This window comes from Pseudomonas anuradhapurensis (genome assembly GCF_014269225.2).
Taxonomy (GTDB): domain Bacteria; phylum Pseudomonadota; class Gammaproteobacteria; order Pseudomonadales; family Pseudomonadaceae; genus Aquipseudomonas; species Aquipseudomonas anuradhapurensis.
On the sequence record NZ_CP077097.1, the window covers coordinates 4,331,661 to 4,355,924 of the forward strand.

The following is a 24,264-nucleotide window of genomic DNA, read 5'->3' on the forward strand; positions in this document are numbered from 1 at the left end:
CACGCCCACTCCCACAGGTACGGCGACAAGCTTGAAGATTGTGCTGATCCTGTGGGAGCGGGCGAGCCCGCGAAGAAGACTTTTCAGGGCCGGGCGTTGATCTGCTGCTGCAGGTTCTGCACCTGGCTCTGCAAGGTATTCAGGTTGCGGGTCGTCTGCGCCCGGAAGGCATCGAACTCCTGCACCGACGCCCCAGTGGAGGCCGCCGCAGCCGGGCGATTGTCGATCTGGCTCTTGAGCACCAGGATGTCCTGCTCCAGGTCCTGGATAGCCGCACTCGGGTTACCTTGCTTCTTCAGCGCCGCCACCTCGCTGCTCAGGCTCTTGAGCTGGCCATCAAGCTTGCCGCCGTCGGCCTGCGCGGCCTTCAGCGCCGCAACCTGTTCGTTCAGGCCCTTGAGCTGGGCATCCAGCTTGCCACCATCGACCTGGCCCGAACGCAATGCGGCCAGCTCGCCGTTCACCTGCTTCAATTGCGCCTGCAGCTGGCCTTGCAACTCGGTCACCGCCTTTTGCTGTTCACGGGTATCCGCCAGTACCTGCTCCAGGCGCTTGCCCAGGTCACCGGTCTGCCCGGCCATGCCCTGCTGCAACTGACGCAGCTGCAGCTTCAGCGCCTCGCTATTGGTCATGGCTCCCGACTCGCTGGCCGCCACCTTGCCGCTGATGGCCTGCAGGCGCCCGGCCGCTTCTTCGCTGATGCGGGCAAAGCTCTCCTGGGTCGCCACCAGCTGCTGCTCCATCAGGGAAATCTGCTGGAAGCTCCACCAGCCGAGGCCCGCCAAGGCGATGAACGAGGCCCCGAGCAATGCCCACAGCGGCGCCGTACTGGCTCCGCGGGCAGCTTTCTGACGGCTGCGCACCACGTGCGCCGGCATCAGTTCGTCATCGTCATGGGTGCCGGCGCGCAAGCTAGGCACGTCATCGTAGTCATCGTGAGCATGGTTACGCATGGATACATTCAACCGCGGTAGTCGCAAGAGGCACGAGTATAAACCGCCTGCGCGGCGCGTTGATCATCGTCATCGGCCCAGCGGCTTCATCGCCCTGGCGGCTGGTGCTGCCACCAGGCACAGAATTCGTCCAGCGCCGTCCACAGGCTGACCTTGGGCTGGAAGTCCAGGTACTGCCGGGCGCGGCTGATATCCAGGGTGAAATCGCAGCTCATCACCTGCATCCCCAGGCGCGACAGGGTCGGTTGCGGGCGCCCCGGCCAGAGCAGGCAGGCCGCCTCGTTCAGAGCGGCCAGGCTGTAGGCCAAGCCGTAGGACCGGTAGCGAGTGACCTGTGGCAATTGCATCTTGCGCATCACATAGTTGACCACGTCCCACAGCGGCAATGGCTGGCCGTTGCTGATGTTGTAGGCCTGGCCCAGCGCCCGGTGGTCAGCGAACAGGGCGCTGAGCAGCGCCTCGTTGAGGTTGTGCACGCTGGTGAAGTCCACTTTGTTCAGGCCGTTGCCGATGATCGCCAGGCGGCCCTTGCGCTGCATCTGCAGCAACCGCGGGAAGATACTGGCGTCGCCAGCCCCGGTGACGAAACGAGGACGCAATGCCAACACCTCGAGGCCGAACTCCTGGGCGCCGAACACTTTCTGCTCGGCCAGGTACTTGGTCTGCCCGTAATGGTCGTGGAAGCGACGCGGCACCTGGTCTTCACGGATATCCAGGCACGAGCGGCCAGTGAAATAGATAGATGGCGACGACAAGTGCACCAGGCGTCGCACATGTTCCTTCAAGCAGCCCTCGACGACGTTCTCGGTGACCACCACGTTGCCTTGATAGAAGTCCTGGTAGCGCCCCCAGCTGCCCACCGCGCCGGCACAGTGCACCACGGCCTCGACGCCCTGGCACAGGCGGCGGGCCAACTCGGCATCGCCGAGGTCGCCGGGAATGAACTGGGCGCCGCGCTTGACCAGGTGCTCGACCCCCTCTGCGCGGCGGCCGCTGACCCGCACGTCCAGGCCCTGCTCAAGGGCAAAGCGCGCAAAGCGCCCGCCAATGAAGCCGCTCGCGCCGGTGACCAGAATTCGCATGTAACACTCCGTCTTGCCAGATTTCAGATGCAACTGACGCCAGCCGTGCCTACAAGGGCACCAGCCAGTGCCTTGCGCAGTGGCGCAGGTGTTCGGTCAGTTGCGTCAGCAGTTGCCCGCCGTTGCGCCAATGATGCCAGTACAACGGCACATCGATGGGCGTATCGCGACAGATTTCCACCAACCGGCCGCTGGCCAGTTGTTCACGGGCCTGCAGTTCGGGCACCAGGCCCCAACCCAGGCCGGCTTCGGTCATGCGCAGGAAGCCTTCCGAGGACGGGCACAGGTGGTGCAGGAAACCGTCCTCGATACCCAGCGAGGCCAGGTAGCGATGCTGCAGGAAGTCGTCCGGGCCATAGACGATCGCCGGGGTACGGGCCAGCCGGCTGGCAGCAAAACCCTGCGGGAAATGCTGCGCCATGAACCCGGGGCTGGCCAGCGCCCGATAACGCATGGCCCCCAGCGGCAGGCTACGCGCGCCGGCCACCGGCCGCTCGCTACTGCACAGGCAGGCCGCCACCTCACCAGCGCGCATGCGTTTGAGGCCGACTTCCTGGTCCTCCACGACGAGCTCGGTCAGCAGCTTGTGCTGCGCACAAAAGTTGCCCACCGCTGCGGCCCACCAGGTGGCCAGGCTGTCGGCGTTGAGGGCGATGCGCAGGCGCTCCGGCATGCCCTCCTCGTCCAGCGCCGGCACCTGGCGTTGCAGGTCGCGCTCGAGCAGGCGCACCTGTTGCACATGGTTGAGCAACTGGCGGCCGACCTCGGTCGGGCTCGGCGGCGTGGCCCGCACCAGCACCGGTTGCCCGACCCGTGCCTCGAGCAGCTTGATGCGCTGCGATATGGCCGACTGCGACAAGCCCAGCACCTGCGCTGCGCGCTCGAAACCACCCTGTTCGATCACCGCCGCGAGGGCGGCCAGCAGTTTGTAGTCGAACATCGATTTTCCTAATGACGGATCAGCGCTATTTGTTTTTCTTATACAACCCGTTTCCCCACAATAGCCAGCATCTTTTCTCGACATTCATGGAGAGCGGGCCATGTGGCAAAGCTATCTCAACGGCATGCTGGTGGCCTTCGGCCTGATCATGGCCATCGGCGCCCAGAACGCCTTCGTCCTCGCCCAGAGCCTGCGCCGCGAGCATCACCTGCCGGTGGCGGCGCTGTGCATCCTGTGTGATGCGATCCTGGTGGCGGCCGGGGTGTTCGGCCTGGCCACCGTGCTGGCGCACAACCCGACCTTGCTGGCGGTCGCCCGCTGGGGCGGCGCGGTATTCCTGGTCTGGTATGGCGCCAAGGCGTTACGCAGCGCCTGTTCCAGGCAGAGCCTGCAGCACCAGCAAGGCCAGGGCGCGCGGTCACGCCGTGCAGTGCTGCTCAGCGCCTTGGCGGTGACCCTGCTGAACCCGCACGTGTATCTCGACACGGTGTTGCTGATCGGCTCGCTGGGGGCCCAGCAGACTGCGCCTGGGGCCTATGTGGCCGGGGCTGCCAGCGCCTCGCTGGTGTGGTTCTCGACCCTGGCGATCGGCGCGGCCTGGCTGGCGCCGTGGCTGGCACGGCCAGCGACCTGGCGCATGCTCGACCTGATGGTCGCCGTCATGATGTTCGCGGTGGCGGCGCAGTTGGTCTTCAACTGAGTCTGTGCCTGGCATTTTCATCGCTGGCAGAATCGCGCGCCGCCCGCGCGGCGCATCGCGAGCTGCGCTCGCTCCTACGTTTGTTTCTAGCCAGTAACGCCTGTGGCAGGCGCGCGACCGCCTGGTTGGTCCGACGTGATATCACGCCATGCGCCAACGCGTCCGCGCGCAAATCCCACAGGAACAATTGGCCCGAAACAAACGTGGGAGCAAGCGCAGCTCGCGATGCGCCGCGCGGGCGGCGCTCGATTTCACAGGCGACGGACAGGTTGCGGCGAGCACCACTGGTCAACACAGCCCAACCGCTCTGGAACCTCTATTCCCTATCTTTGTTGCGTGGTTATGCGCCGGGCCCGGTGCTATGATCCAGCCCTTGCGTCGCAAAGAGTACAATCTCGCTGACGCTGATCGGGCCGCCCGTGATCGGCCTTGCGCAAACCGCAAACAGACCTGAATCAGGAGATCCACCATGGCTTTTGAATTGCCGCCGCTGCCGTACGCCCACGATGCCCTGCAGCCGCACATCTCCAAGGAAACCCTGGAGTATCACCACGACAAGCACCACAACACCTATGTCGTGAACCTGAACAACCTGGTCCCAGGCACCGAATTCGAAGGCAAGACCCTGGAAGAGATCGTCAAGAGCTCTTCGGGCGGCATCTTCAACAACGCCGCTCAAGTCTGGAACCACACCTTCTACTGGAACTGCCTGTCGCCAAACGCCGGTGGCCAGCCGACCGGTGCCCTGGCTGACGCCATCAACGCCGCTTTCGGTTCCTTCGACAAGTTCAAGGAAGAGTTCACCAAGACTTCGGTTGGCACCTTCGGTTCCGGCTGGGGCTGGCTGGTGAAGAAGGCCGACGGTTCCCTGGCCCTGGCCAGCACCATCGGCGCTGGCTGCCCGCTGACCAGCGGCGACACCCCGCTGCTGACCTGCGACGTCTGGGAACACGCCTACTACATCGACTACCGCAACCTGCGTCCGAAGTACGTCGAGGCGTTCTGGAACCTGGTCAACTGGGCTTTCGTTGCCGAACAGTTCGAAGGCAAGACCTTCAAGGCCTGAGTCATCCGGCCTTGAGCAGGAAGCCCGGCATCTGCGCCGGGCCTCTTGCCACAAACCGATGCCAGTCTCCCTGGCATCGGTTTTTTTTCAGGGCGTTGGCAGGGGCTCGGCGCGCAGGGCTGTCATGACACGTACTGATCAAGCCAGCCAAGGCTATCCGCAGTAGCCCCCGCAGGCCGGTATTCACACCCGACCCACCCCGCATAGCCGCGCTGGTCCAGCATCGTGAACAACCCGGCAATGTCCATCTGCCCTGTCCCCGGCTGATGCCGCCCCGGACAATCGGCTACCTGCACATGCACCGTCCGCGCAAAGAACTGCTCCAGCATATCGGCAGCATTCCCGGTCAGCACCTGCGCATGGTAAAGATCAAAGATCAGCCCGACACTCGCATGCGCCTCCAGCACCTGCTGTGCCTTGCTGAAGTCGGCCATGTAGTATCCGGGCATTTCCTGCGCGCAGATCACCTCGATCAACGGCCGCAGCCCCTGGTCCTCGAAGTACTTCACGGCATAGTCAAGGTTGCTCGCGTACACTTTGCCGGCGCCCTCATCATGGGTTATGCCGGACATCAGGTGTACATCCGCACACGCCAATGTGCGGGCATAGCTGACCGCCTGCCGCAACCCGTCACGGAACTCGGCTTCCTTGCCCGCCACCGCAGCGAGGCCCTTGGCAACGCCAGCCGGTGCAGCAAACTGGACCAATGGCAAGGCATGCTGCGCCAGTTGATCAGCCAGCTGGCTCGCATCGAACTCGTAGGGCGAGGGAAATTCTACCGCGCGAAATCCAGCAGCAGCGGCGGCTTCGATACGCTGCAGAAAAGGCAGTTCGTTGAACTGGAAGCCAAGGTGAGCATTGAATTTGAGCATGCGTACACATCCATCCTGGAAAAAACGTTCGTTAATTCAAAGGCTGAGTCGCGCCCCCCGCAAAACGCTTGCTCAGCCCGCATACCACGCTAACATCAAACCTTTGGAAGATTGATACAGCGCATTCAAGTTGCGGGGTCAGGCAACCGATACACTGCTCATGATCGGCCGGTAGTGTATCGTCATCGATGATGGCAAAATGATGCCATGCGCATGGATTAAGGAAACCCCATTGAAGCTGGAATTGCGGAACAGCTTGTCGGTCAAGTTGCTCAGGGTCGTGTTGCTGTCGGCGCTGGCGGTCGGCGTCGTGCTCAGCTGTGCGCAAATCATCTATGACACCTACAAGACCCGCCAGGCCGTGAACAACGATGCCCAGCGCATCCTCGACATGTTCCGCGACCCTTCGACCCAGGCGGTGTACAGCCTCGACCGCGAAATGGGCATGCAGGTTATGGAAGGCCTGTTCCAGGATGAATCGGTGCGCATGGCCTCCATCGGCCACCCCAACGAAACCATGCTGGCCGAAAAGTCCCGTCCGCTGCAGGACATGGCCATGCGCTGGCTGACCGACCTGATCCTCGGCCAAGAACGCACCTATACCACGCAACTGGTCGGCCGCGGCCCCTTCAGCGAATATTATGGCGACCTCAGCATCACCCTCGACACCTCGGCCTACGGCAAGGATTTCCTGATCAACGCGGTGATCATCTTCATTTCCGGCGTGCTGCGGGCCCTGGCCATGGGCCTGGTGCTGTATCTGGTCTACCACTGGCTGCTGACCAAGCCACTGTCGAAGATCATCGAGCATCTCACCCAGATCAACCCCGACCGCCCCAGCCAGCACCAGTTGCCGCTGCTCAAGGGCCATGAAAAGAATGAGCTGGGCCTGTGGGTGAATACCGCCAACCAGTTGCTGGCCTCGATCGAGCGCAACACCCACTTGCGCCACGAGGCGGAAAACAGCCTGCAACGCATGGCCCAGTACGATTTCCTCACTGGCTTGCCCAACCGCCAGCAGTTGCAGCAGCAATTGGACAAGATCCTCGTCGACGGCGGCCGTCTGCAACACCGCGTGGCCGTGCTGTGCGTGGGCCTGGACGACTTCAAGGGTATCAACGAGCAGTTCAGCTACCAGGTCGGCGACCAGCTGCTGCTGGCCCTGGCCGACCGCCTGCGCGCCCACAGTGGCCGCCTGGGCGCCCTGGCACGGCTGGGCGGCGACCAGTTCGCCCTGGTCCAGGCGAATATCGAGCAACCCTACGAGGCGGCGGAACTTGCGCAAAGCATCCTCGATGACCTGGAAGTACCGTTCGACCTCGACCACCATCAGCAGATCCGCCTGCGCGCCACCATCGGCATCACCCTGTTCCCCGAAGACGGCGACAGCACCGAAAAGCTGCTGCAGAAAGCCGAACAGACCATGACCCTGGCCAAGGCCCGTTCGCGTAACCGCTACCAGTTCTACATCGCCAGCGTCGACAGCGAGATGCGCCGACGCCGCGAGCTGGAAAAGGACCTTCGCGAAGCGCTGCCGCGCAACCAGCTATATCTGGTGTACCAACCACAGATCAGCTACCGCGACCACCGGGTGGTCGGTGTCGAGGCACTGCTGCGCTGGCAGCACCCGGAGCTGGGCATGGTGCCACCAGACCAGTTCATTCCCCTGGCCGAACAGAATGGCAGCATCATCGGCATTGGCGAATGGGTGCTCGACCAGGCCTGCCGGCAATTGCGCGAATGGCATGACATGGGCTTCAGCGACCTGCGCATGGCGGTCAACCTGTCCACCGTGCAACTGCACCACAACGAGCTGCCGCGGGTGGTCAACAACCTGCTGCAGGCCTACCGCCTGCCCCCGCGCAGCCTGGAGCTGGAGGTGACCGAAACCGGCCTGATGGAAGACATCAGTACCGCCGCCCAGCACCTGCTGAGCCTGCGCCGCTCCGGGGCGCTGATTGCCATCGACGACTTCGGCACCGGCTACTCGTCGCTCAGCTACCTGAAATCGCTGCCACTGGACAAGATCAAGATCGACAAGAGCTTCGTCCAGGACCTGCTGGACGACGATGACGACGCCACCATCGTTCGTGCAATCATCCAGCTGGGCAAAAGCCTGGGCATGCAGGTGATTGCCGAAGGCGTGGAAACCGCCGAGCAGGAAACCTATATCGTTGCCCAGGGTTGCCATGAGGGCCAGGGCTATCACTACAGCAAACCGCTGTCGGCCCGAGAGCTGACCAACTTCCTCAAACAGGCGCAGCGCAACCAGGTCTCGATGTCCTGAAGTTACCCCCGGGCATCCGCGGGCCGTGAGTGATATTCGCGCAATTTACATACCCGCCCCTTTACAGCAAATGCAAATCTTTCGCATGATGTTGTAGTTTCGCGTGCCACGGCGCACGGTCTCCCCCTTGGTCCAACCACACGACGCAGGAAACCAACAATGATTCGAATGCCTCTGGCCTCCGCCAGTCTGCTGGCCATCGCCATCGCTCTCGCCGGTTGCGGTGAAGGCAAGGACGACAAGGCCGCCGCGCCGCAAGCCCAGGCACCGGCTGCCGCCAGCACCACTGCTGCAGCGCCCGGGGCTGTCGACGAAGCCGCCGGCAAGGCCGTAGTCAAGCATTACGCCGAGCTGGTGTATGCCGTGTACAGCGACTCCCTGAGCACCGCCAAGACCCTGCAGGCCGCTGTCGACGCGTTCCTGGCCAAGCCCAACGACGAAACCCTGAAGGCCGCCCGGGAAGCCTGGGTCGCCTCGCGCGTACCGTACCTGCAGAGCGAAGCCTTCCGCTTCGGCAACACCATCATCGATGACTGGGAAGGCCAGGTGAACGCCTGGCCGCTGGACGAAGGCCTGATCGACTACGTCGACAAGAGCTACGAGCACGCCCTGGGCAACCCGGCAGCCAGCGCCAACATCATCGCCAACAGCGAGATCCAGGTAGGCGAAGAGAAGATCGACGTCAAGCAGATCACCCCCGAGAAGCTGGCCAGCCTCAACGAGCTGGGCGGTTCCGAAGCCAACGTCGCGACCGGCTACCACGCCATCGAGTTCCTGCTCTGGGGCCAGGACCTGAACGGCACCGGTCCGGGTGCGGGCAACCGTCCGGCATCGGACTACCTGGAAGGCAAGGGCGCCACCGGCGGGCACAACGACCGTCGTCGCGCCTACCTGAAAGCGGTTACCGACCTGCTGGTCAAGGACCTCGAAGAAATGGTCGGCAACTGGGCACCGAACGTCGCCGACAACTACCGCGCCAAGCTGGAAGCCGAGCCGGTCAACGACGGCCTGCGCAAGATGCTGTTCGGCATGGGCAGCCTGTCGCTGGGTGAATTGGCCGGCGAGCGCATGAAGGTTTCCCTGGAAGCCAATTCGCCGGAAGACGAGCACGACTGCTTCAGCGACAACACCCACTACTCGCACTTCTACGACGCCAAGGGCATCCGTAATGTCTACCTGGGCGAGTACACCCGCCCGGACGGCAGCAAGGTGACCGGCCCAAGCCTGTCGTCGCTGGTGGCCAAGGTCGACCCGGCCACCGACGCCACCCTCAAGGCCGACCTGGAAGCCACCGAAGCCAAGATCCAGGTAATCGTCGACCACGCCCTCAAGGGCGAACACTACGACCAGCTGATCGCCGCCGACAACGCCGCCGGCAACCAGATCGTGCGTGACGCCATCGCCGCTTTGGTCAAGCAGACCGGTGCGATCGAACAGGCCGCCGGCAAGCTGGGCATTGCCAACCTGAACCCGGATACCGCAGATCACCAGTTCTGATCTGCCAACCGCGCTTCACCCGGACGCCCGGCCTTGTGCCGGGCGTTTTCGTTTGCCTGGCAATCGCAATGGTGGCAACGACAACCTGATCGTCAGCCCGGTCAACCGACAATTCGAGCTGGACATGGCCTGACCTGTTTTATGCGGCGACGATTTCATCAAGCAAACGCAAATTGCTCTTATTCAAAGATCCTGGGCCTGCTAAGCTTGCACGCCGGTTTTTCGCTCACGCCCAGGATCCTCGATGTCCTCGTCGCTGTTTCGACTCTCTCCCCTGCTGCTGGCCTTTGCCCTCGCCGCCTGTGACGACGCCCCGCGTTTCACCCAGGCCGAGCCCGGCGAAGCATTGTCGGCTGGCCAGGCGACCGTGCAGCGCAATGACCGCAACGCTTATTCCCTGCCCTCGGCCAACCTCTCGCCCGAACGGCGCCTGGACTTCGCCGTGGGCAACAGTTTCTTCCGCAACCCCTGGGTCATCGCGCCGTCCACCACCACTGCACGTGACGGCCTGGGCCCCCTGTTCAACACCAATGCCTGCCAGAACTGCCACGTGCGCGACGGCCGCGGCCACCCGCCAGAGCCGGGCGACAGCAACGCAGTGTCGATGCTGGTGCGCCTGTCGATCCCCGACCAGCCGTACCTGGCCAAGGTGGTCGAGCGCCTCGGCGTGGTGCCGGAGCCGGTCTATGGCACCCAGTTGCAGGACATGGCCATCCCCGGCGTGCCCCCGGAAGGCAAGGTCCGGGTCAGCTATACCCAGGAAACGCTGGCGTTCAAGGATGGCTACCAGGTCGAACTGCGCAAGCCGGCCCTGCAGATCACCCAGCTTGGCTATGGCGTGATGCACCCCGACACGCGCTTTTCGGCACGCGTGGCACCGCCGATGATCGGCCTTGGCCTGCTCGAAGCCATCCCCGAAGCCGACCTGCTGGCCAATGAAGACCCGGACGACCGCAACCACGACGGTATCCGCGGGCGCGCCAACCGGGTATGGGACGACGCCCTGGGCAAGACCGTGGTCGGCCGCTTCGGCTGGAAGGCCGGGCAGCCCAACGTCAACCAGCAGAACGTGCATGCCTTTGCCGGCGACATGGGCCTGACCACCACGCTGCAGCCCAACGACGATTGCACCCCGGCCCAGGCCGCCTGCCTGGCCGCAGCCAACGGCGATGGCGCCGGCGGCGAGAAGGAAGTCAGCGACAACATTCTGCGCCTGGTCACCTTCTACACCCGCAACCTGGCCGTGCCGGCGCGCCGCGATGTGGGCTCGCCAGAGGTACTGGCAGGCAAGAACCTGTTCTACCAGGCCGGCTGCCAGGGCTGCCACACACCGCAGTTCACCACTGCCGCCAATGCCGCCGAGCCGGAGCTGGCCAACCAGCTGATCCGCCCCTACAGCGACCTGCTGCTGCATGACATGGGCCCGGGCCTGGCCGACGAACGTACCGAATTCGCCGCCAACGGCCAGGACTGGCGCACCCCGCCATTGTGGGGTATCGGCCTGAGCGAAACGGTCAGTGGCCACAGCCAGTTCCTGCATGACGGCCGCGCCCGCAACCTGCTCGAAGCCGTGCTCTGGCACGGTGGCGAGGCCGAGGCTGCGCGCAATTTCGTCCTCACTTTCAATGCCGGGCAGCGCGCCGCGTTGCTGGCGTTCCTGAACTCACTTTAAAAAGCGCAAAGGAGCCGGGCATGTTCCGACCCAAACTGTTGTTCACCAGCCTCGCCGCACTCGCCCTCGGCGCCTGCTCACCGCAGGATCCGCAAGCCGTGACCTCCGCTGCCATCGCCAAGCAGGTGATCCTGCCCACCTATAGCCGCTGGGTCGAAGCCGACCGCATGCTGGCCGCCAGCGCCCTGGCCTACTGCGAAGGCAAGGAAACCCTGGACAAGGCCCGTGCCGACTTCCTCAACGCGCAAAAGGCCTGGGCCGAGCTGCAACCGCTGCTGGTCGGCCCGCTGGCCGAAGGCAACCGCGCCTGGCAGGTACAGTTCTGGCCCGACAAGAAGAACCTGGTCGGTCGCCAGGTCGAGCAACTGGTCAACGCCGAGACACCGGTCGATGCCGCAGCGCTGGGCAAGGCCAGCGTCGTGGTGCGTGGCCTCTCGGCCTACGAGTACATCCTGTTCGACAGCAAGCCGGACATCGCCACGGCCGAGCAGAAGGCCCGCTACTGCCCGCTGTTGGTGGCCATCGGCGAGCACCAGAAGGCGCTGGCCGAAGACATCCTCAAGAGCTGGAACAGCACCGACGGCATGCTGTCGCAGATGACCAAGTTCCCCAACCAGCGCTACGCCGACTCCCATGAGGCGATTGCCGACCTGCTGCGTGCCCAGGTGACCGCGCTGGACAGCCTGAAGAAGAAGCTCGGCGCGCCGATGGGCCGCCAGAGCAAAGGCATCCCGCAGCCGCTGCAGGCCGAAGCCTGGCGCAGCCACAACTCGCTGAACAGCCTGCAGGCCAGCCTCAAGGCCGCCGAAGCGGTGTGGGTCGGGGTCGACAACCAGGGCCTGCGCGGCCTGCTGCCCAGCGACCAGAAAGCGCTGGCGGACAAGATCGACGATGCCTACGCGAGCGCGCTCAAACTGCTGGCCGACAACCACAAGACCCTGGGCGAACTGCTGGCCGACGACGCCGGCCAGCAGACCCTCAACCAGATCTACGACAGCCTCAACGTCGTCCACCGCCTGCACGAAGGCGACCTGGCCAAGGCGTTGAACATCCAGCTGGGCTTCAATGCCAACGACGGTGACTGATCATGCTGCGACGCCAGGCGCTCAAACTCGGTAGCGTATTGCTCAGCGCCCTCACCCTGGGCGGCTGGAGCCTGTTCCGCAACAAAGGCAGCGAACCGCTGCTGCTGTCGGCGCGTGACGACGGCGATGGCAAGCACTATGCGGTCGGGTTCCGCCTGGACGGCACCCAGGTGTTCAGCACCCAGGTCGCCCAGCGTTGCCATGCCATCATCCATCACCCGCAGTTGCCGATCGCCCTGTTCGTCGCCCGCCGCCCCGGTACCGAAAGCTACCTGGTCGACCTGCGCGACGGGCGCCTGTTGCAGACTGTCCACGCGCAACCGAACCGGCACTTCTACGGCCATGCGGTGGTGCACAAGAGTGGCGAATGGCTGTACGCCACCGAGAACGACACCACCGACCCGGGGCGTGGCGTCCTCGGCGTATACCGCTTCGAAGGCGAACGCCTGGTGCACAGCGGCGAGCTTCCGACCCACGGCATCGGCCCGCACGAGCTGGCCTGGCTGCCGGACGGCGAGACGCTGGTGGTGGCCAACGGTGGTATCCGCACCGAAGCCGAAAGCCGGGTGGAGATGAACCTCGACGCCATGGAGCCGAGCCTGGTGCTGATGCAGCGCGACGGCACCCTGCTGAGCAAGGAAACCTTGGCCCAGCAGATGAACAGCGTGCGCCACCTGGCGGTGGGTAGCGACGGCACAATCGCCGCATGCCAGCAATTCATGGGCGCTGCCGACGAAACCGCCGAGCTGCTGGCGATCAAGCGCCCAGGCGAGCCGCTCCGGGCCTTCCCGGTAGCGGAGCGGCAGTTGCAGGCCATGGCCCAGTACACCGCCAGTGTCGCCATCCACAGCGAATTGCGGCTGGTCGCACTGACCGCGCCACGGGCCAACCGCCTGTTCGTCTGGGACCTGGACAGCGGCGCGGTGCGGCTGGACGCACCGATGCCCGATTGCGCCGGGGTCGGCGCGGTACAGGACGGTTTCGTGGTCACCTCCGGGCAGGGCCGTTGCCGCTTCTATGATTGCCGCAAGGCCGAACTGGTCGGGCAACCACTGAACCTGCCGTCCGGTTTCTGGGACAACCACCTGCATCTGGTCTGATTTTGGTGCTGCCTGCACCGGCCTCTTCGCGGGCACGCCCGCTCCCACAGGGGCCGCGCAATCAGCGGGTTACGCGGTCTCTGTGGGAGCGGGCGTGCCCGCGAAGAGGCCGGCACAGGCATCGCACTCCCCTTCCTGCAGAAAACAGTCGATAATCCCCCCCATCCACACGTGGGCAGGAACGCCCGTTGTCGTGTCCAAACGAATAACAACTGCATCCAAGGAAACGGACTATGCTGCGCCGCCGCATGCTCATCATGTTGGCCGTGGTTCTGCTGATCGTGTTGGCCCTGGGGGGCTACAAAGCCTTCTCGATCTACCAGCAGATCCAGATGTTCACTGCCCCACGGCCCCCCATCACCGTGGCAGCCGCCTTGGCCGAACAGCGCCCGTGGCAAGAGCGCCTGCCCGCCGTTGGCAGCCTCAAGGCGCTCCAGGGTGTGGAGCTGAGCCTGGAAGTGGAAGGCATCGTCAAGGCCCTGCACTTCGACTCTGGCCAGCAGGTCAAGGCCGGGCAACTGTTGCTGCAGCTCAATGACGACCAGGAAACCGCCCTGCTCGGTACCGCTCAGGCCGATCTCGGCCTGGCCAAGGTCGATTTCGGCCGCGGCAGCCAGCTGGTCGGTGACGCGGCCATCTCCCGCGGCGAGTTCGACCGCCTCACCGCGCAGTACCGGCGCAACCAGGCACTGGTCGAGCAACTCAAGGCATCGAAGAGCAAGAAGAGCATCAACGCCCCGTTCAGCGGCACCATCGGCATCCGCCAGGTGGATGTCGGCGACTACCTGGCTGCCGGCACCGTGATCGCCACCCTGCAGGACCTGTCCAGCCTCTACGTCGACTTCAACGTGCCGGAGCAGGCCCTGCCGCGCCTGAGCGTGGGCCAGCAGGTGCTGGTGCAAGTGGCCGCGTACCCGGGCCAGACCTTCCCTGCCAGCCTGAGCGCGATCAACCCCAAGGTCGATGAAGCCACGCGCAACCTGCTGGTGCGCGCGACCATGGCCAACCCGGACGGCAAGCTGCTGCCAGGCATGTTCGCCAGCCTGCTGATCTTGCTGCCCAACCCACAACCACGCGTGGTGGTGCCGGAGAGCGCCATCACCTACACGCTGTATGGCAACTCGGTGTATGTCGCCACGCCGAAAAAGGACAAGGACGGCAAGCCGGTAAACGACGACAAGGGCCAGCCGCAGCTTACCGCCGAGCAACGCACGGTGCAGACCGGCGAGCGCCGTGACGGTGTGGTGGTGGTCAGCCAGGGCCTGCAGGCGGGGGAACAGGTGGTCACCGCCGGGCAACTGAAACTGACGCCGGGGGCCGCGATCCGCATCGGCGAGGACAAAGCCCTCAAGCCCGAAGCGGGCGCGCCGGGCAAGGACTGACAGGAGGCTGGCATGGCATTCACCGACCCGTTCATCCGCCGCCCAGTGCTGGCCAGCGTGGTCAGCCTGCTGATCCTGTTGCTGGGCTTCCAGGCCTGGAACAAGCTGCAGATCCGCCAGTATCCACAAATGGAAAACGCCCTGATCACGGTCACCACCGCCTATCCCGGTGCCAATGCCGAAACCATCCAGGGCTATATCACCCAGCCGCTGCAGCAAAGCCTGGCCAGCGCCGAAGGCATCGACTACATGACTTCGGTGAGCCGGCAGAATTTCTCGGTCATCTCCATCTACGCGCGCATCGGCGCCGACAGCGACCGGTTGTTCACCGAGCTGCTGGCCAAGGCCAACGAGGTGCGCAACAAGCTGCCCCAGGACGCCGAGGATCCGGTCCTGAGCAAGGAAGCCGCCGATGCTTCGGCGCTGATGTATATCAGCTTCTACAGCAAGGAAATGAGCAACCCGCAGATTACCGACTACCTGTCGCGGGTCATCCAGCCCAAGCTGGCCACCCTGCCGGGCATGGCCGAGGCGGAAATCCTCGGCAACCAGGTGTTCGCCATGCGTATCTGGCTCGACCCGGTGAAACTGGCAGGCTACGGCCTGTCGGCCAGCGACGTGACCACTGCCGTACGCCGCTACAACTTCCTTTCCGCCGCCGGCGAGGTGAAGGGCGAATATGTCGTCACCAGCATCAACGCCAGCACCGAGCTGAAGTCGGCCGAGGCCTTCGCGGCCCTGCCGGTCAAGACCAACGGTGACAGCCGCGTGCTGCTGGGCGATGTGGCGCGGGTCGAGATGGGTGCGGAAAACTACGACACGGTCAGCTCGTTCGACGGCACCCCGTCGGTGTACATCGGCATCAAGGCCACCCCGGCGGCCAACCCGCTGGACGTGATCAAGGAAGTACGGCGCATCATGCCCGAGCTGGAAAGCCAGCTGCCCTCGGCGCTGAAGGTATCGATCGCCTACGACGCCACGTTGTTCATCCAGGCTTCCATCGACGAAGTGATCAAGACCCTCGGCGAAGCGGTGCTGATCGTCATCGTCGTGGTGTTCCTGTTCCTCGGCGCCCTGCGTTCAGTGCTGATCCCGGTGGTGACCATCCCGTTGTCGATGATCGGCGTGCTGTTTTTCATGCAGATGATGGGCTACTCGCTCAACCTGCTGACCTTGCTGGCCATGGTGTTGGCCATCGGCCTGGTGGTAGATGATGCCATTGTCGTGGTGGAGAACATCCACCGGCACATGGAAGAGGGCAAGTCGCCGTTCGATGCGGCCCTGGAGGGTGCCCGCGAAATCGCCATGCCGGTGGTGTCGATGACCATCACCCTGGCGGCGGTCTATGCACCGATCGGCTTCCTCACCGGCCTCACCGGCGCGCTGTTCAAGGAGTTCGCCCTGACCCTGGCCGGGGCGGTGATCATCTCTGGCATCGTTGCCCTCACCCTGTCGCCGATGATGTGCGCCTTGCTGCTGCGCCAGGAGCACAACCCCAGCGGCCTGGCGCACCGCCTCGACTTGCTGTTCGAACGCCTCAAGGTGCGCTATCAGCGCCTGCTGCACGCTACCCTCGACAGCCGGCCGGTTGTGCTGGTGTTTGCCGTGATCATCCTGTGCCTGATCCCGGTGTTGCTGAAGTTCACCCAGAACGAACTGGCGCCCAACGAGGACCAGGGGGTGATCTTCATGATGAGCAGCTCGCCGCAAACCGCCAACCTGGATTACCTGAACGCCTATACCGACACGTTCACCCCGCTGTTCAAGACCTTCCCCGAGTACTACTCGTCGTTCCAGATCAACGGTTTCAATGGCGTGCAGACCGGTATCGGTGGCTTCCTGCTGAAACCGTGGAACGAGCGCGAGCGCACGCAAATGGAATTGCTGCCGCTGGTGCAGGCCAAGCTCGAGGAAATCGGCGGCCTGCAGATTTTCGGCTTCAACCTGCCATCGCTGCCCGGCACTGGCGAAGGCCTGCCGTTCCAGTTCGTGATCAACAGCGCCGGTGACTACCCCGCTCTGCTGGAGGTTGCCCAGCGCATCAAGTCCCGCGCCCAGGAGTCGGGCAAGTTCGCCTTCCTCGACATCGACCTGGCGTTCGACAAACCGGAGGTGGTGGTGGATATCGACCGCGCCAAGGCGGCGCAGATGGGGGTGTCGATGGACACCCTGGGCGGCACCCTGGCGACCTTGCTGGGCGAGGGGGAAATCAACCGCTTCACCCTCGAAGGCCGCAGCTACAAGGTGATTGCCCAGGTCGAACGGCCCTACCGCGACAACCCCGGCTGGCTGAACAACTACTACGTGAAGAACGACCAGGGCCAACTGCTGCCGTTGTCGACGCTGATCACCCTCAGCGACCGCGCCCGCCCTCGCCAGCTCAACCAGTTCCAGCAACTGAACTCGGCGATCATCCAGGGTGTGCCGATGGTCAGCCTTGGTGAGGCACTGCAGACCGTGCAGGGCATCGCCCGCGAGGAGGCCCCGGAAGGCTTCGCCTTCGACTATGCCGGGGTGGCGCGCCAGTACGTGCAGGAAGGCAGTGCGTTGTGGGTGACCTTCGGCTTGGCACTGGCGATCATCTTCCTGGTGCTGGCGGCGCAGTTCGAAAGCTTCCGCGACCCGCTGGTAATCCTGGTGACGGTACCGTTGTCGATCTGCGGCGCGTTGCTGCCGCTGTTCCTCGGCGTATCGAGCATGAACATCTACACCCAGGTCGGGCTGGTGACGTTGATCGGCCTGATCAGCAAGCATGGCATCCTGATCGTCGAGTTCGCCAACCAGTTGCGTGAAGAACTGGGCCTGAGCGTACGTGAGGCGATCGAGGAAGCTGCGGCCATTCGCCTGCGGCCGGTGCTGATGACCACGGCGGCGATGGTATTTGGCATGGTGCCGCTGATCCTGGCGACCGGGGCCGGGGCGGTCAGCCGTTTTGACATCGGTACGGTGATTGCCACCGGCATGTCGATCGGCACGCTGTTCACCCTGTTCGTGTTGCCTTGCATCTACACCTTGTTGGCGCACAAGGACGTTGCCAGGGGAACAGCGGTGGCCTGAACCGGCCGCTGCAAAATGCCAGAGGCCCCGCAATCGCGAGGCCTCTGGCATTTCCATCTAGCGCCGGTTCAACCAAACGGCCGCAACCCCTGGCGCATCCCGAACAGGAACAGCAGCAGGTCCTGATCCGGCGCAACCTTGGCCTGCTGCTGCGGTTTCACGTCCCGCGGCAACGCGCACTGGTCGGCCATCTCGGCCTTGCTGAACACGGTCGGCCTCGGCTCTTCCCATGCAGCCACCGCCACGGTGGTCACCGCCAGGCCAGCTACCAGAAACAAAGCTCGAGTAATTTCTAGTTTCATTGCTCTAACCCTTTGACAGCGCTGCCAAACGCCATCTGGTAAAAATAGAGCAAGGTTTGCCACTCCGCGTCGTTCAACGACGAATGGCGGCGCAGCTGGCGCAGGTCATTGCCCGCCGCACGTTGGCAGCTGATGCGCCGTCGGCACTTTTCCAGGTCCAGCAGCGCCACCTCGACCCGGGCCTGCTCGCCTTCGCCAATTACCTTGACGAAGACATGCTTGCCATACAGGCAGCCGTGCTGCCAGTGGCCCAGGTGCATGCGCGCCAGGTTGTCCGCCAGGTCCTTGAGCATGCGCTCATGCACCACCTGCGGATAACGCTCACGGGCACCTTCGGCATGCCAGGTGTCGAGTTCGACGAAGCCGTCGAGTGCTTCACTGACCAGCAGCGCACGCCATTGATGACCGGCATCGCGCTCGGCCCCACAGAAGACGATGCGCGGCACGCGCACCCCCAGCCGCTCGAAGCTGTGCAACGCATCGAGTTCGCGCAATACGGTCGGCCGGCCGAAAGGGTGCAGCAGGCTGCGGTAGATGTGCCCGACCTGGCGTTTGGCATACAGCAGCTTGCCATCGGCATCGTTGAGGCGTTGCACGCCACTCTCGCCACCCCGCCGCTGGTTTGGCTCCTCGACCCACTCGCCCTGCTGGCGCCAGTAAAAATCGAACCGCGACTCCCCTTTCTGGGCTACAGCCATCAAACACTACCCCTTACGCAATACATAGACTCGCCACATGGCATAGAACGGCAGGAAGTCGAGGCGTTCCTGGATTCTGAAACCGGCGGCCTTGAATTCTTCTTCAACCGTGTCGGCCGGTAACACGAAACGGTTCTGGTAATTGTCCTGCTCGGCTTTGCGGGCACTGCGGCGCTGCTCCAGCTTTTTCCGGCGCCAGGCCTTGAAGTTGCCGTCCACCCACAACGACAGGATCACACTATCACGGCTAACCCGTTGAAATTCCGAAAGAATCGTCTTTCTGTGGGCCGCTTCGCCAATGTGGTGGAACAGCCGCATGCAGAAGATGCTGTCCACCGAATTGTCCGGCAAGTCGATGGCAAACGCCGAAGTCTGCAAGGGCCGTACCCGGGCCACCACCTCTGGCGGTTGCGCGGCACAGGCTGTCTCGATCATCGCCTCGGAGTTGTCGGCACCAATGATCACCCGGTTGGGCTTTTCCGCCAGCAATGGCCAGAAACGGCCGGCACCGCATGGCAGGTCGAGGACCAGGCCAGGCTCACCTGCCAGTGCCAGGGCGCGACGCGCCAGTTGTTCATCTCGCTTGTGGGAAAGACGTCGCGCCAAGCCATCCTGATGCTTGAGAAAGTATTCACGGGCGTGTTGTTTGTCGTACTTCTCGGAAAATTCAAGCTTGATGGGACTGCGCATTGGGCATCTCCTGACTCCATTCCGCCCACATTAGGCAAGCGAGCGTAGGAATCAGGTCATACCCATGTGAAAAAAACGTCATACGCCGAGGGCGCTGTTACAAAGCTTTACTCCGCCTCAGGGTCGCCCTTGGTCGCGGTATTGCTCAGGTCGACGTGGAACCGGCAACCATGCGGCAAGGTTGACGTCAGCGTGACCTGCCAACCCTGGTCGTCGCAGATTCGCTGTACCAGCGACAGGCCCAGGCCGAGGCCCTCGCCACGCCGTTCATCACCGCGCACGAACGGCCGGAACATGGCTTCGCGCTGCTCTTCGGGAATGCCCACGCCACTGTCCTCGACACTGAAACCGTTGGCTTCGAGGCTCAGGCGGATGTAGCCGCTGTCGGTATAGTGCGCGGCATTGCGCAACAGGTTGCCCATCACCGATTGCAGGAAAGTGGCGTTGTACAGCACCGAGCTGGCACTGACTCGCCCGTCGAAATACAAGGCCAGGCCCTTCTGCTCGATGGTGTCACGCCACACCCCGACCAGTTCGTCGGCCACTTCGCGCAAGGTCGCGCGCGATGCCACAGCGCCCTCGTCGCGCTGCGCCCGGGCCAGCATCAGGAAGGTCTTGACCAGCTCGCGCATCTCCTCGGTAGCCCGCGCCACACGTTCCACCTGGCTGCGTGAGCGGGTGTCGAGGTTGGGGTTTTCCATCAGCAGTTCGCAAGAAGTGGCCAGCACCATCAAGGGCGTGCGCAGTTCGTGGCTGACGTCGCTGGTGAACAGCCGTTCGCGGGTCAACGCGTCTCGCAGGCGGCCCAGGGTATCGTCGAACGCCACCGCCAGCTGGCCGACTTCGTCCGCCGCATAGTCTGGCGCCAGCGGCGGGGCCAGGCCGAGCAACTGATCACGGTGGCGCACCTGGCGCGCCAGGCGGATCACCGGCGCCATCACCCGGCGCGCCACCAGCCAGCCGAGGATCACTGCCAGCACCAGGCTGAGCACGAAGCCCACCACCACCACTGCGAACAGCAGGCGCTCGCGTTCTTCGAAGTCGCTTTGGTCCTGCAGCAGGACATAGCGGCGGCCGTCGACGATCTCGACCATGGCGTGGTACGACAGCTGGTCACGGAACACCTCGTGGAAGCCGCGGTCGAGGTGGCGCAGGTCTTTGGGCAATTCGAAATCGTCACGCCCGCCGCTGAAGTAGAACAGCTGATCGGGGCGTGGCCGGTGGCTCCAGTCACTGACACTGTCCATGCGCAGCAGGCGCTGCAGGTCACCGCCCAGTACCGAGGAGATCAGCCGCTCCTCGACCAGGTGCACGGTACCGACGATGCCGAAGGCGAAGGCCCCGGCCACCAGTGCGCTCATCAGGGCAAAGGCGATGATGATGCGCTGGGCAAGGCTTTGCTTAAACTCCATCGCGGCCCTCGGCGAGGCGGTAGCCGACGCCATGGACGGTGTGCAGCAGCGGTTTTTCGAACGGTTTGTCGATCACCTGGCGCAGCTGGTGCACGTGGCTGCGCAGGCTGTCACTGTCGGGGCAGTCGTCGCCCCACAGGGCCTCCTCCAGCACTTCGCGGCGCAACACGTGCGGGCTCTTCTGCATCAATACGGCAAGCAGCTTGAGGCCGACCGGGTTGAGCTTGAGCAGGCGGCCCTGGCGGGTGACTTCAAGGGTGTCGAGGTCGTAGCTGAGGTCAGCCACCTGCAGGGTGCGGCGGCCACCGCCCTGGGCTCGGCGCAGCACCGCTTCGATGCGTGCGGCCAGTTCCGACAGGGCGAACGGCTTGAGCAGGTAATCGTCAGCACCGGAGCGGAAGCCCTGCAAGCGATCATCCAGCTGGTCGCGGGCAGTGAGCATGATCACCGGCGTGTCACGACGGGCGTCTTCGCGCAGGCGTTTGCACAGGGTATAGCCGTCGATGCCGGGCAGCATGATGTCGAGCACGATCAGGTCGTAGTGTTCGGTGGCGGCCAGGTGCAGGCCGGACAGGCCATCCTGGGCGCAGTCTACGGTGTAGCCTTTCATGCTCAGGTAATCGGCCAGGTTGGCCAGGATATCGCGGTTGTCTTCAACCAAAAGAATGCGCATCGGTTTCTCCTGTGCGGCGCTTCTCGCTGTGGCGCGGCAGGCGCAGCTTAAGGCCTATGCCTGCAGGGTGCCAGCCCTGCGAAGAATTCACCGACCTTGACGGTTTTTTCACTGATCCTTCACGGACACAGGATAGCGGGCAGCCGACAATGCCCGATCTTTTTCGCGTCCTGGAGCCGCCATGCAGCATCGAAGCCGTCCTCGCCCCATCAACTTCTGGCTATACCTGGGCCTGCCCCTGGCAACCGCGCTGAGCTTGATCCTGCTGGAACTGACCTCGGTCGACATGGACATCGCCAACCTGTTCTTCGACCCCGTTGCCGGGCAGTTCATCGGTCGCCACAGCTACTTGCTGGAAAACATCCTGCATGACCGGGTCAAGCAGGGGGTGATCCTGCTTGGGGTGTTGTCGTTGCTCACCTTTGCCGCAAGCTTCTTCTGGAAGCACCTGTTCGGCTGGCGTCGCGAGCTGGGCTGCCTGGTGCTGGCGCTGGGCCTGTCCACGGCGTTCGTCACGCCACTGAAAAAAGTGACCCAGGTGCAATGCCCATGGAGCCTGACCCAGTTTGGCGGCAGCGAAACCTACAGCAAGCTGCTGGAACCACGGCCGGCTACCGACAAGCCCGGGCTGTGCTGGCCGGGTGGGCATGCCGCGACCGGGTTCTGCCTGTTCGGCCTGTTCTTCATGCTGCGTGACCGCAAACCGCGCTTGGCACGGGCAGCATTGGCGCTGGCGTTCGTGGCCGGGTCGGTACTGTCGCTGGGGCGGATGATGCAGGGGGCGCACTTCCTGTCACATAACGTGTGGACGGCGGTGTTCTGCTGGTTGATCGGGTTGGGGTCGTATTATCTGGTTCTGTATCGGCGGGGAATGGTTGAGGTACCTGCCGCTGAGCGTAGCGTCGCCTGACCCAGGGGCCGCCTTGCGGCCCGATCGCGACACAAGGCCGCTCCTACAGGGCGAAGTACGCCCCTGAGGTTGGATTTTTTGTCCAACGTCAGGGGCGCAGTTCAGGTTACGCAATCCCTTGTAGGAGCGGCCTTGCGTCGCGATGGGCTGCGCAGCAGCCCCAATGGCCCCAACAGGAAAACAAAAAAAGCCCCGGTTCTAGCGAACCGGGGCTTTTTGATGGTGCAGGGGGTAAGGCTGGCTTACATCATGCCACCCATGCCACCCATGCCGCCCATGTCAGGCATGCTAGCAGCTGGCTTGTCTTCCGGCAGGTCGGCAACCATGGCTTCGGTGGTGATCATCAGACCGCCGATCGAAGCAGCCGCTTGCAGCGCCGAACGGGTGACCTTGGCTGGGTCCAGGATACCCATCTCGATCATGTCGCCGTATTCGCCGGTAGCAGCGTTGTAACCGAAGTTACCCGAACCTTGCTTGACCTTGTCAGCGACAACGCTTGGCTCGTCGCCGGCGTTGGCAGTGATCTGGCGCAGCGGCGCTTCGACAGCGCGACGCAGCAGGGCGATACCGACGTTCTGGTCTTCGTTGTCGCCTTTGAGGTTGGCAATGGCCGCCAGCGAGCGTACCAGGGCCACACCACCGCCAGGCACCACGCCTTCTTCAACGGCTGCACGGGTAGCGTGCAGGGCGTCTTCTACGCGGGCTTTCTTCTCTTTCATTTCAACTTCGGTGCCGGCACCCACCTTGATCACGGCAACACCGCCAGCCAGCTTGGCCAGACGCTCTTGCAGCTTCTCACGGTCGTAGTCCGAGGAAGTTTCTTCGATCTGGGCACGGATCTGCTTGACGCGTGCTTCGATCTCGCCGTCGGCGCCAGCGCCGTCGATGATGGTGGTGTTTTCCTTGGACAGGATGACGCGCTTGGCGTTACCCAGGTGCTCCAGGGTAGCGGTTTCCAGGGACAGGCCGATTTCTTCGGAGATGACCTGGCCGCCAGTCAGCACGGCGATGTCCTGCAGCATGGCCTTGCGGCGGTCGCCGAAGCCCGGAGCCTTGACCGCAGCAACCTTGACGATGCCGCGCATGTTGTTGACCACCAGGGTAGCCAGCGCTTCGCCTTCGACGTCTTCGGCAACGATCAGCAGTGGGCGGCCGGCCTTGGCAACGGCTTCCAGCACTGGCAGCAGCTCACGGATGTTGGAGATCTTCTTGTCGACCAGCAGCAGCAGCGGGCCTTCCAGCTCGGCAACCATGGTGTCCGGCTTGTTCACGAAGTACGGCGACAGGTAGCCACGGTCGAACTGCATGCCTTCCACGACGGACAGTTCGTTTTCCAGGCCCGAGCCTTCTTCAACGGTGATCACGCCTTCTTTACCGACCTTTTCCATGGCTTCGGCGATGATTTCACCGATGGAGCTGTCGGAGTTGGCGGAGATGGTACCTACCTGGGCGATGGCCTTGGAGTCGGCGCATGGCTTGGACAGGTTCTTCAGCTCGGCGACGACGGCAGCAGTGGCCTTGTCGATACCGCGCTTCAGGTCCATCGGGTTCATGCCGGCAGCGACGGCCTTCAGGCCTTCGTTGACGATGGCCTGAGCCAGAACGGTAGCGGTGGTGGTGCCGTCACCGGCAGCGTCGTTGGCCTTGGAAGCAACTTCCTTGACCAGCTGGGCGCCCATGTTCTCAAAGGCGTCCTTCAGCTCGATTTCCTTGGCGACGGAAACGCCGTCCTTGGTGATGGTCGGCGCGCCGAAGCTCTTGGCCAGAACCACGTTGCGGCCTTTCGGGCCCAGGGTGGCTTTTACGGCGTCAGCCAGAACGTTGACACCAACGAGCATTTTCTTACGGGCGGAATCACCAAATTTTACGTCTTTAGCAGCCATGAT

Annotated in this window: 20 protein-coding genes; 10 read left to right on the forward strand and 10 right to left on the reverse strand. The window is 63.7% G+C overall.

Features of this window, described 5'->3' with window-relative positions; translation table 11 throughout:
* Positions 1 to 83 precede the first annotated feature (83 nt).
* The 3 genes from HU763_RS19855 to HU763_RS19865 form a co-directional block, all read right to left on the reverse strand.
* Positions 84 to 953 (reverse strand): ATPase, encoded by an 870-nt coding sequence (locus HU763_RS19855; protein ID WP_186685287.1) that lies wholly within the window; start codon positions 951 to 953, stop codon positions 84 to 86.
* Between the two features lie 86 nt (positions 954 to 1,039).
* Entirely contained in the window at positions 1,040 to 2,035 is a 996-nt protein-coding gene (locus HU763_RS19860) for an NAD-dependent epimerase/dehydratase family protein (protein ID WP_186685289.1), read from the reverse strand.
* Positions 2,036 to 2,084: 49 nt separating this feature from the next.
* The gene (locus HU763_RS19865; protein ID WP_186685291.1) at positions 2,085 to 2,975 is read right to left on the reverse strand and encodes a LysR family transcriptional regulator ArgP; all 891 of its coding nucleotides are present in this window, start codon (positions 2,973 to 2,975) and stop codon (positions 2,085 to 2,087) included.
* A 100-nt stretch (positions 2,976 to 3,075) separates the two neighbouring features.
* Between HU763_RS19865 and HU763_RS19870 the strand changes: the two genes are divergently transcribed.
* Complete coding sequence (locus tag HU763_RS19870) at positions 3,076 to 3,675, forward strand: LysE/ArgO family amino acid transporter (protein WP_186685293.1); 600 nt, start codon at positions 3,076 to 3,078, stop codon at positions 3,673 to 3,675.
* A gap of 469 nt (positions 3,676 to 4,144) precedes the next feature.
* Positions 4,145 to 4,741, forward strand: a complete 597-nt coding sequence (locus HU763_RS19875; protein WP_186685295.1) for a superoxide dismutase — start codon at positions 4,145 to 4,147, stop codon at positions 4,739 to 4,741.
* A 122-nt stretch (positions 4,742 to 4,863) separates the two neighbouring features.
* Here the strand turns inward: HU763_RS19875 and HU763_RS19880 are convergent, their stop codons facing one another.
* Positions 4,864 to 5,613: a hydroxypyruvate isomerase family protein gene (locus tag HU763_RS19880; protein ID WP_186685297.1), complete on the reverse strand. Its 750-nt coding sequence runs from the start codon at positions 5,611 to 5,613 to the stop codon at positions 4,864 to 4,866.
* Positions 5,614 to 5,845: 232 nt separating this feature from the next.
* Here HU763_RS19880 and HU763_RS19885 point away from each other — a divergent pair, with 232 nt between their 5' ends.
* The 7 genes from HU763_RS19885 to HU763_RS19915 all read left to right on the forward strand — a co-directional run bounded on the left by HU763_RS19885 (position 5,846) and on the right by HU763_RS19915 (position 17,693).
* On the forward strand, positions 5,846 to 7,900 hold the full coding sequence (locus tag HU763_RS19885; RefSeq protein WP_186685299.1) for a putative bifunctional diguanylate cyclase/phosphodiesterase: 2,055 nt from the start codon (positions 5,846 to 5,848) through the stop codon (positions 7,898 to 7,900).
* A gap of 159 nt (positions 7,901 to 8,059) precedes the next feature.
* Entirely contained in the window at positions 8,060 to 9,397 is a 1,338-nt protein-coding gene (locus tag HU763_RS19890; protein ID WP_186685301.1) for an imelysin family protein, read from the forward strand.
* Between the two features lie 244 nt (positions 9,398 to 9,641).
* Complete coding sequence (locus HU763_RS19895) at positions 9,642 to 11,069, forward strand: di-heme oxidoreductase family protein (protein ID WP_186685303.1); 1,428 nt, start codon at positions 9,642 to 9,644, stop codon at positions 11,067 to 11,069.
* Between the two features lie 20 nt (positions 11,070 to 11,089).
* Positions 11,090 to 12,154 (forward strand): imelysin family protein, encoded by a 1,065-nt coding sequence (locus tag HU763_RS19900; RefSeq protein ID WP_186685305.1) that lies wholly within the window; start codon positions 11,090 to 11,092, stop codon positions 12,152 to 12,154.
* A 2-nt stretch (positions 12,155 to 12,156) separates the two neighbouring features.
* Complete coding sequence (locus HU763_RS19905) at positions 12,157 to 13,254, forward strand: DUF1513 domain-containing protein (protein WP_186685307.1); 1,098 nt, start codon at positions 12,157 to 12,159, stop codon at positions 13,252 to 13,254.
* A 233-nt stretch (positions 13,255 to 13,487) separates the two neighbouring features.
* Positions 13,488 to 14,636, forward strand: coding sequence for an efflux RND transporter periplasmic adaptor subunit (locus HU763_RS19910; RefSeq protein WP_186685309.1), 1,149 nt, complete (start codon positions 13,488 to 13,490; stop codon positions 14,634 to 14,636).
* Positions 14,637 to 14,648: 12 nt separating this feature from the next.
* Positions 14,649 to 17,693 carry a multidrug efflux RND transporter permease subunit gene (locus HU763_RS19915; RefSeq protein ID WP_186685310.1) on the forward strand — a complete coding sequence of 1,015 codons (3,045 nt, stop codon included), beginning with the start codon at positions 14,649 to 14,651 and terminating at the stop codon, positions 17,691 to 17,693.
* A gap of 68 nt (positions 17,694 to 17,761) precedes the next feature.
* On the opposite strand, the gene HU763_RS19920 is transcribed toward HU763_RS19915, so the two are convergent.
* The 5 genes from HU763_RS19920 to colR all read right to left on the reverse strand — a co-directional run bounded on the left by HU763_RS19920 (position 17,762) and on the right by colR (position 21,468).
* Positions 17,762 to 17,995 carry a hypothetical protein gene (locus HU763_RS19920; protein ID WP_170032362.1) on the reverse strand — a complete coding sequence of 78 codons (234 nt, stop codon included), beginning with the start codon at positions 17,993 to 17,995 and terminating at the stop codon, positions 17,762 to 17,764.
* Positions 17,992 to 18,693, reverse strand: coding sequence for a lipopolysaccharide kinase InaA family protein (locus HU763_RS19925; protein ID WP_186685311.1), 702 nt, complete (start codon positions 18,691 to 18,693; stop codon positions 17,992 to 17,994). Before HU763_RS19925 ends, HU763_RS19920 begins: the two co-directional genes overlap by 4 nt.
* A 6-nt stretch (positions 18,694 to 18,699) precedes the next feature.
* Complete coding sequence (locus HU763_RS19930; RefSeq protein WP_186685312.1) at positions 18,700 to 19,383, reverse strand: class I SAM-dependent methyltransferase; 684 nt, start codon at positions 19,381 to 19,383, stop codon at positions 18,700 to 18,702.
* Between the two features lie 107 nt (positions 19,384 to 19,490).
* Positions 19,491 to 20,795: a sensor histidine kinase gene (locus HU763_RS19935; protein WP_186685313.1), complete on the reverse strand. Its 1,305-nt coding sequence runs from the start codon at positions 20,793 to 20,795 to the stop codon at positions 19,491 to 19,493.
* Entirely contained in the window at positions 20,785 to 21,468 is a 684-nt protein-coding gene (gene colR / locus HU763_RS19940) for a two-component system response regulator ColR (protein WP_186675124.1), read from the reverse strand. Before colR ends, HU763_RS19935 begins: the two co-directional genes overlap by 11 nt.
* Before the next feature lie 181 nt (positions 21,469 to 21,649).
* On the opposite strand from colR, the gene HU763_RS19945 reads away from it, so the two are divergent.
* A complete protein-coding gene (locus HU763_RS19945; RefSeq protein ID WP_186685314.1) occupies positions 21,650 to 22,378 on the forward strand; it encodes a phosphatase PAP2 family protein in 729 nt (242 codons plus the stop codon).
* Positions 22,379 to 22,620: 242 nt separating this feature from the next.
* Here HU763_RS19945 and groL read toward each other — a convergent pair whose 3' ends face one another.
* Positions 22,621 to 24,261 carry a chaperonin GroEL gene (gene groL / locus HU763_RS19950; RefSeq protein WP_186685315.1) on the reverse strand — a complete coding sequence of 547 codons (1,641 nt, stop codon included), beginning with the start codon at positions 24,259 to 24,261 and terminating at the stop codon, positions 22,621 to 22,623.
* Positions 24,262 to 24,264: the final 3 nt, after the last annotated feature.

Excerpts from the sequence above, each read along its gene's own strand:
- HU763_RS19915 (WP_186685310.1), top strand. The coding sequence starts at position 14,649 with ATGGCATTCACCGACCCGTTCATCCGCCGCCCAGTGCTGGCCAGCGTG.
- groL (WP_186685315.1), bottom strand. The coding sequence starts at position 24,261 with ATGGCTGCTAAAGACGTAAAATTTGGTGATTCCGCCCGTAAGAAAATG.
- HU763_RS19925 (WP_186685311.1), bottom strand. The coding sequence starts at position 18,693 with ATGGCTGTAGCCCAGAAAGGGGAGTCGCGGTTCGATTTTTACTGGCGC.
- HU763_RS19905 (WP_186685307.1), top strand. The coding sequence starts at position 12,157 with ATGCTGCGACGCCAGGCGCTCAAACTCGGTAGCGTATTGCTCAGCGCC.
- HU763_RS19920 (WP_170032362.1), bottom strand. The coding sequence starts at position 17,995 with ATGAAACTAGAAATTACTCGAGCTTTGTTTCTGGTAGCTGGCCTGGCG.
- HU763_RS19875 (WP_186685295.1), top strand. The coding sequence starts at position 4,145 with ATGGCTTTTGAATTGCCGCCGCTGCCGTACGCCCACGATGCCCTGCAG.
- HU763_RS19855 (WP_186685287.1), bottom strand. The coding sequence starts at position 953 with ATGCGTAACCATGCTCACGATGACTACGATGACGTGCCTAGCTTGCGC.
- HU763_RS19880 (WP_186685297.1), bottom strand. The coding sequence starts at position 5,613 with ATGCTCAAATTCAATGCTCACCTTGGCTTCCAGTTCAACGAACTGCCT.
- HU763_RS19935 (WP_186685313.1), bottom strand. The coding sequence starts at position 20,795 with ATGGAGTTTAAGCAAAGCCTTGCCCAGCGCATCATCATCGCCTTTGCC.
- HU763_RS19895 (WP_186685303.1), top strand. The coding sequence starts at position 9,642 with ATGTCCTCGTCGCTGTTTCGACTCTCTCCCCTGCTGCTGGCCTTTGCC.
- colR (WP_186675124.1), bottom strand. The coding sequence starts at position 21,468 with ATGCGCATTCTTTTGGTTGAAGACAACCGCGATATCCTGGCCAACCTG.
- HU763_RS19910 (WP_186685309.1), top strand. The coding sequence starts at position 13,488 with ATGCTGCGCCGCCGCATGCTCATCATGTTGGCCGTGGTTCTGCTGATC.
- HU763_RS19865 (WP_186685291.1), bottom strand. The coding sequence starts at position 2,975 with ATGTTCGACTACAAACTGCTGGCCGCCCTCGCGGCGGTGATCGAACAG.
- HU763_RS19870 (WP_186685293.1), top strand. The coding sequence starts at position 3,076 with ATGTGGCAAAGCTATCTCAACGGCATGCTGGTGGCCTTCGGCCTGATC.
- HU763_RS19890 (WP_186685301.1), top strand. The coding sequence starts at position 8,060 with ATGATTCGAATGCCTCTGGCCTCCGCCAGTCTGCTGGCCATCGCCATC.
- HU763_RS19860 (WP_186685289.1), bottom strand. The coding sequence starts at position 2,035 with ATGCGAATTCTGGTCACCGGCGCGAGCGGCTTCATTGGCGGGCGCTTT.
- HU763_RS19930 (WP_186685312.1), bottom strand. The coding sequence starts at position 19,383 with ATGCGCAGTCCCATCAAGCTTGAATTTTCCGAGAAGTACGACAAACAA.
- HU763_RS19900 (WP_186685305.1), top strand. The coding sequence starts at position 11,090 with ATGTTCCGACCCAAACTGTTGTTCACCAGCCTCGCCGCACTCGCCCTC.
- HU763_RS19945 (WP_186685314.1), top strand. The coding sequence starts at position 21,650 with ATGCAGCATCGAAGCCGTCCTCGCCCCATCAACTTCTGGCTATACCTG.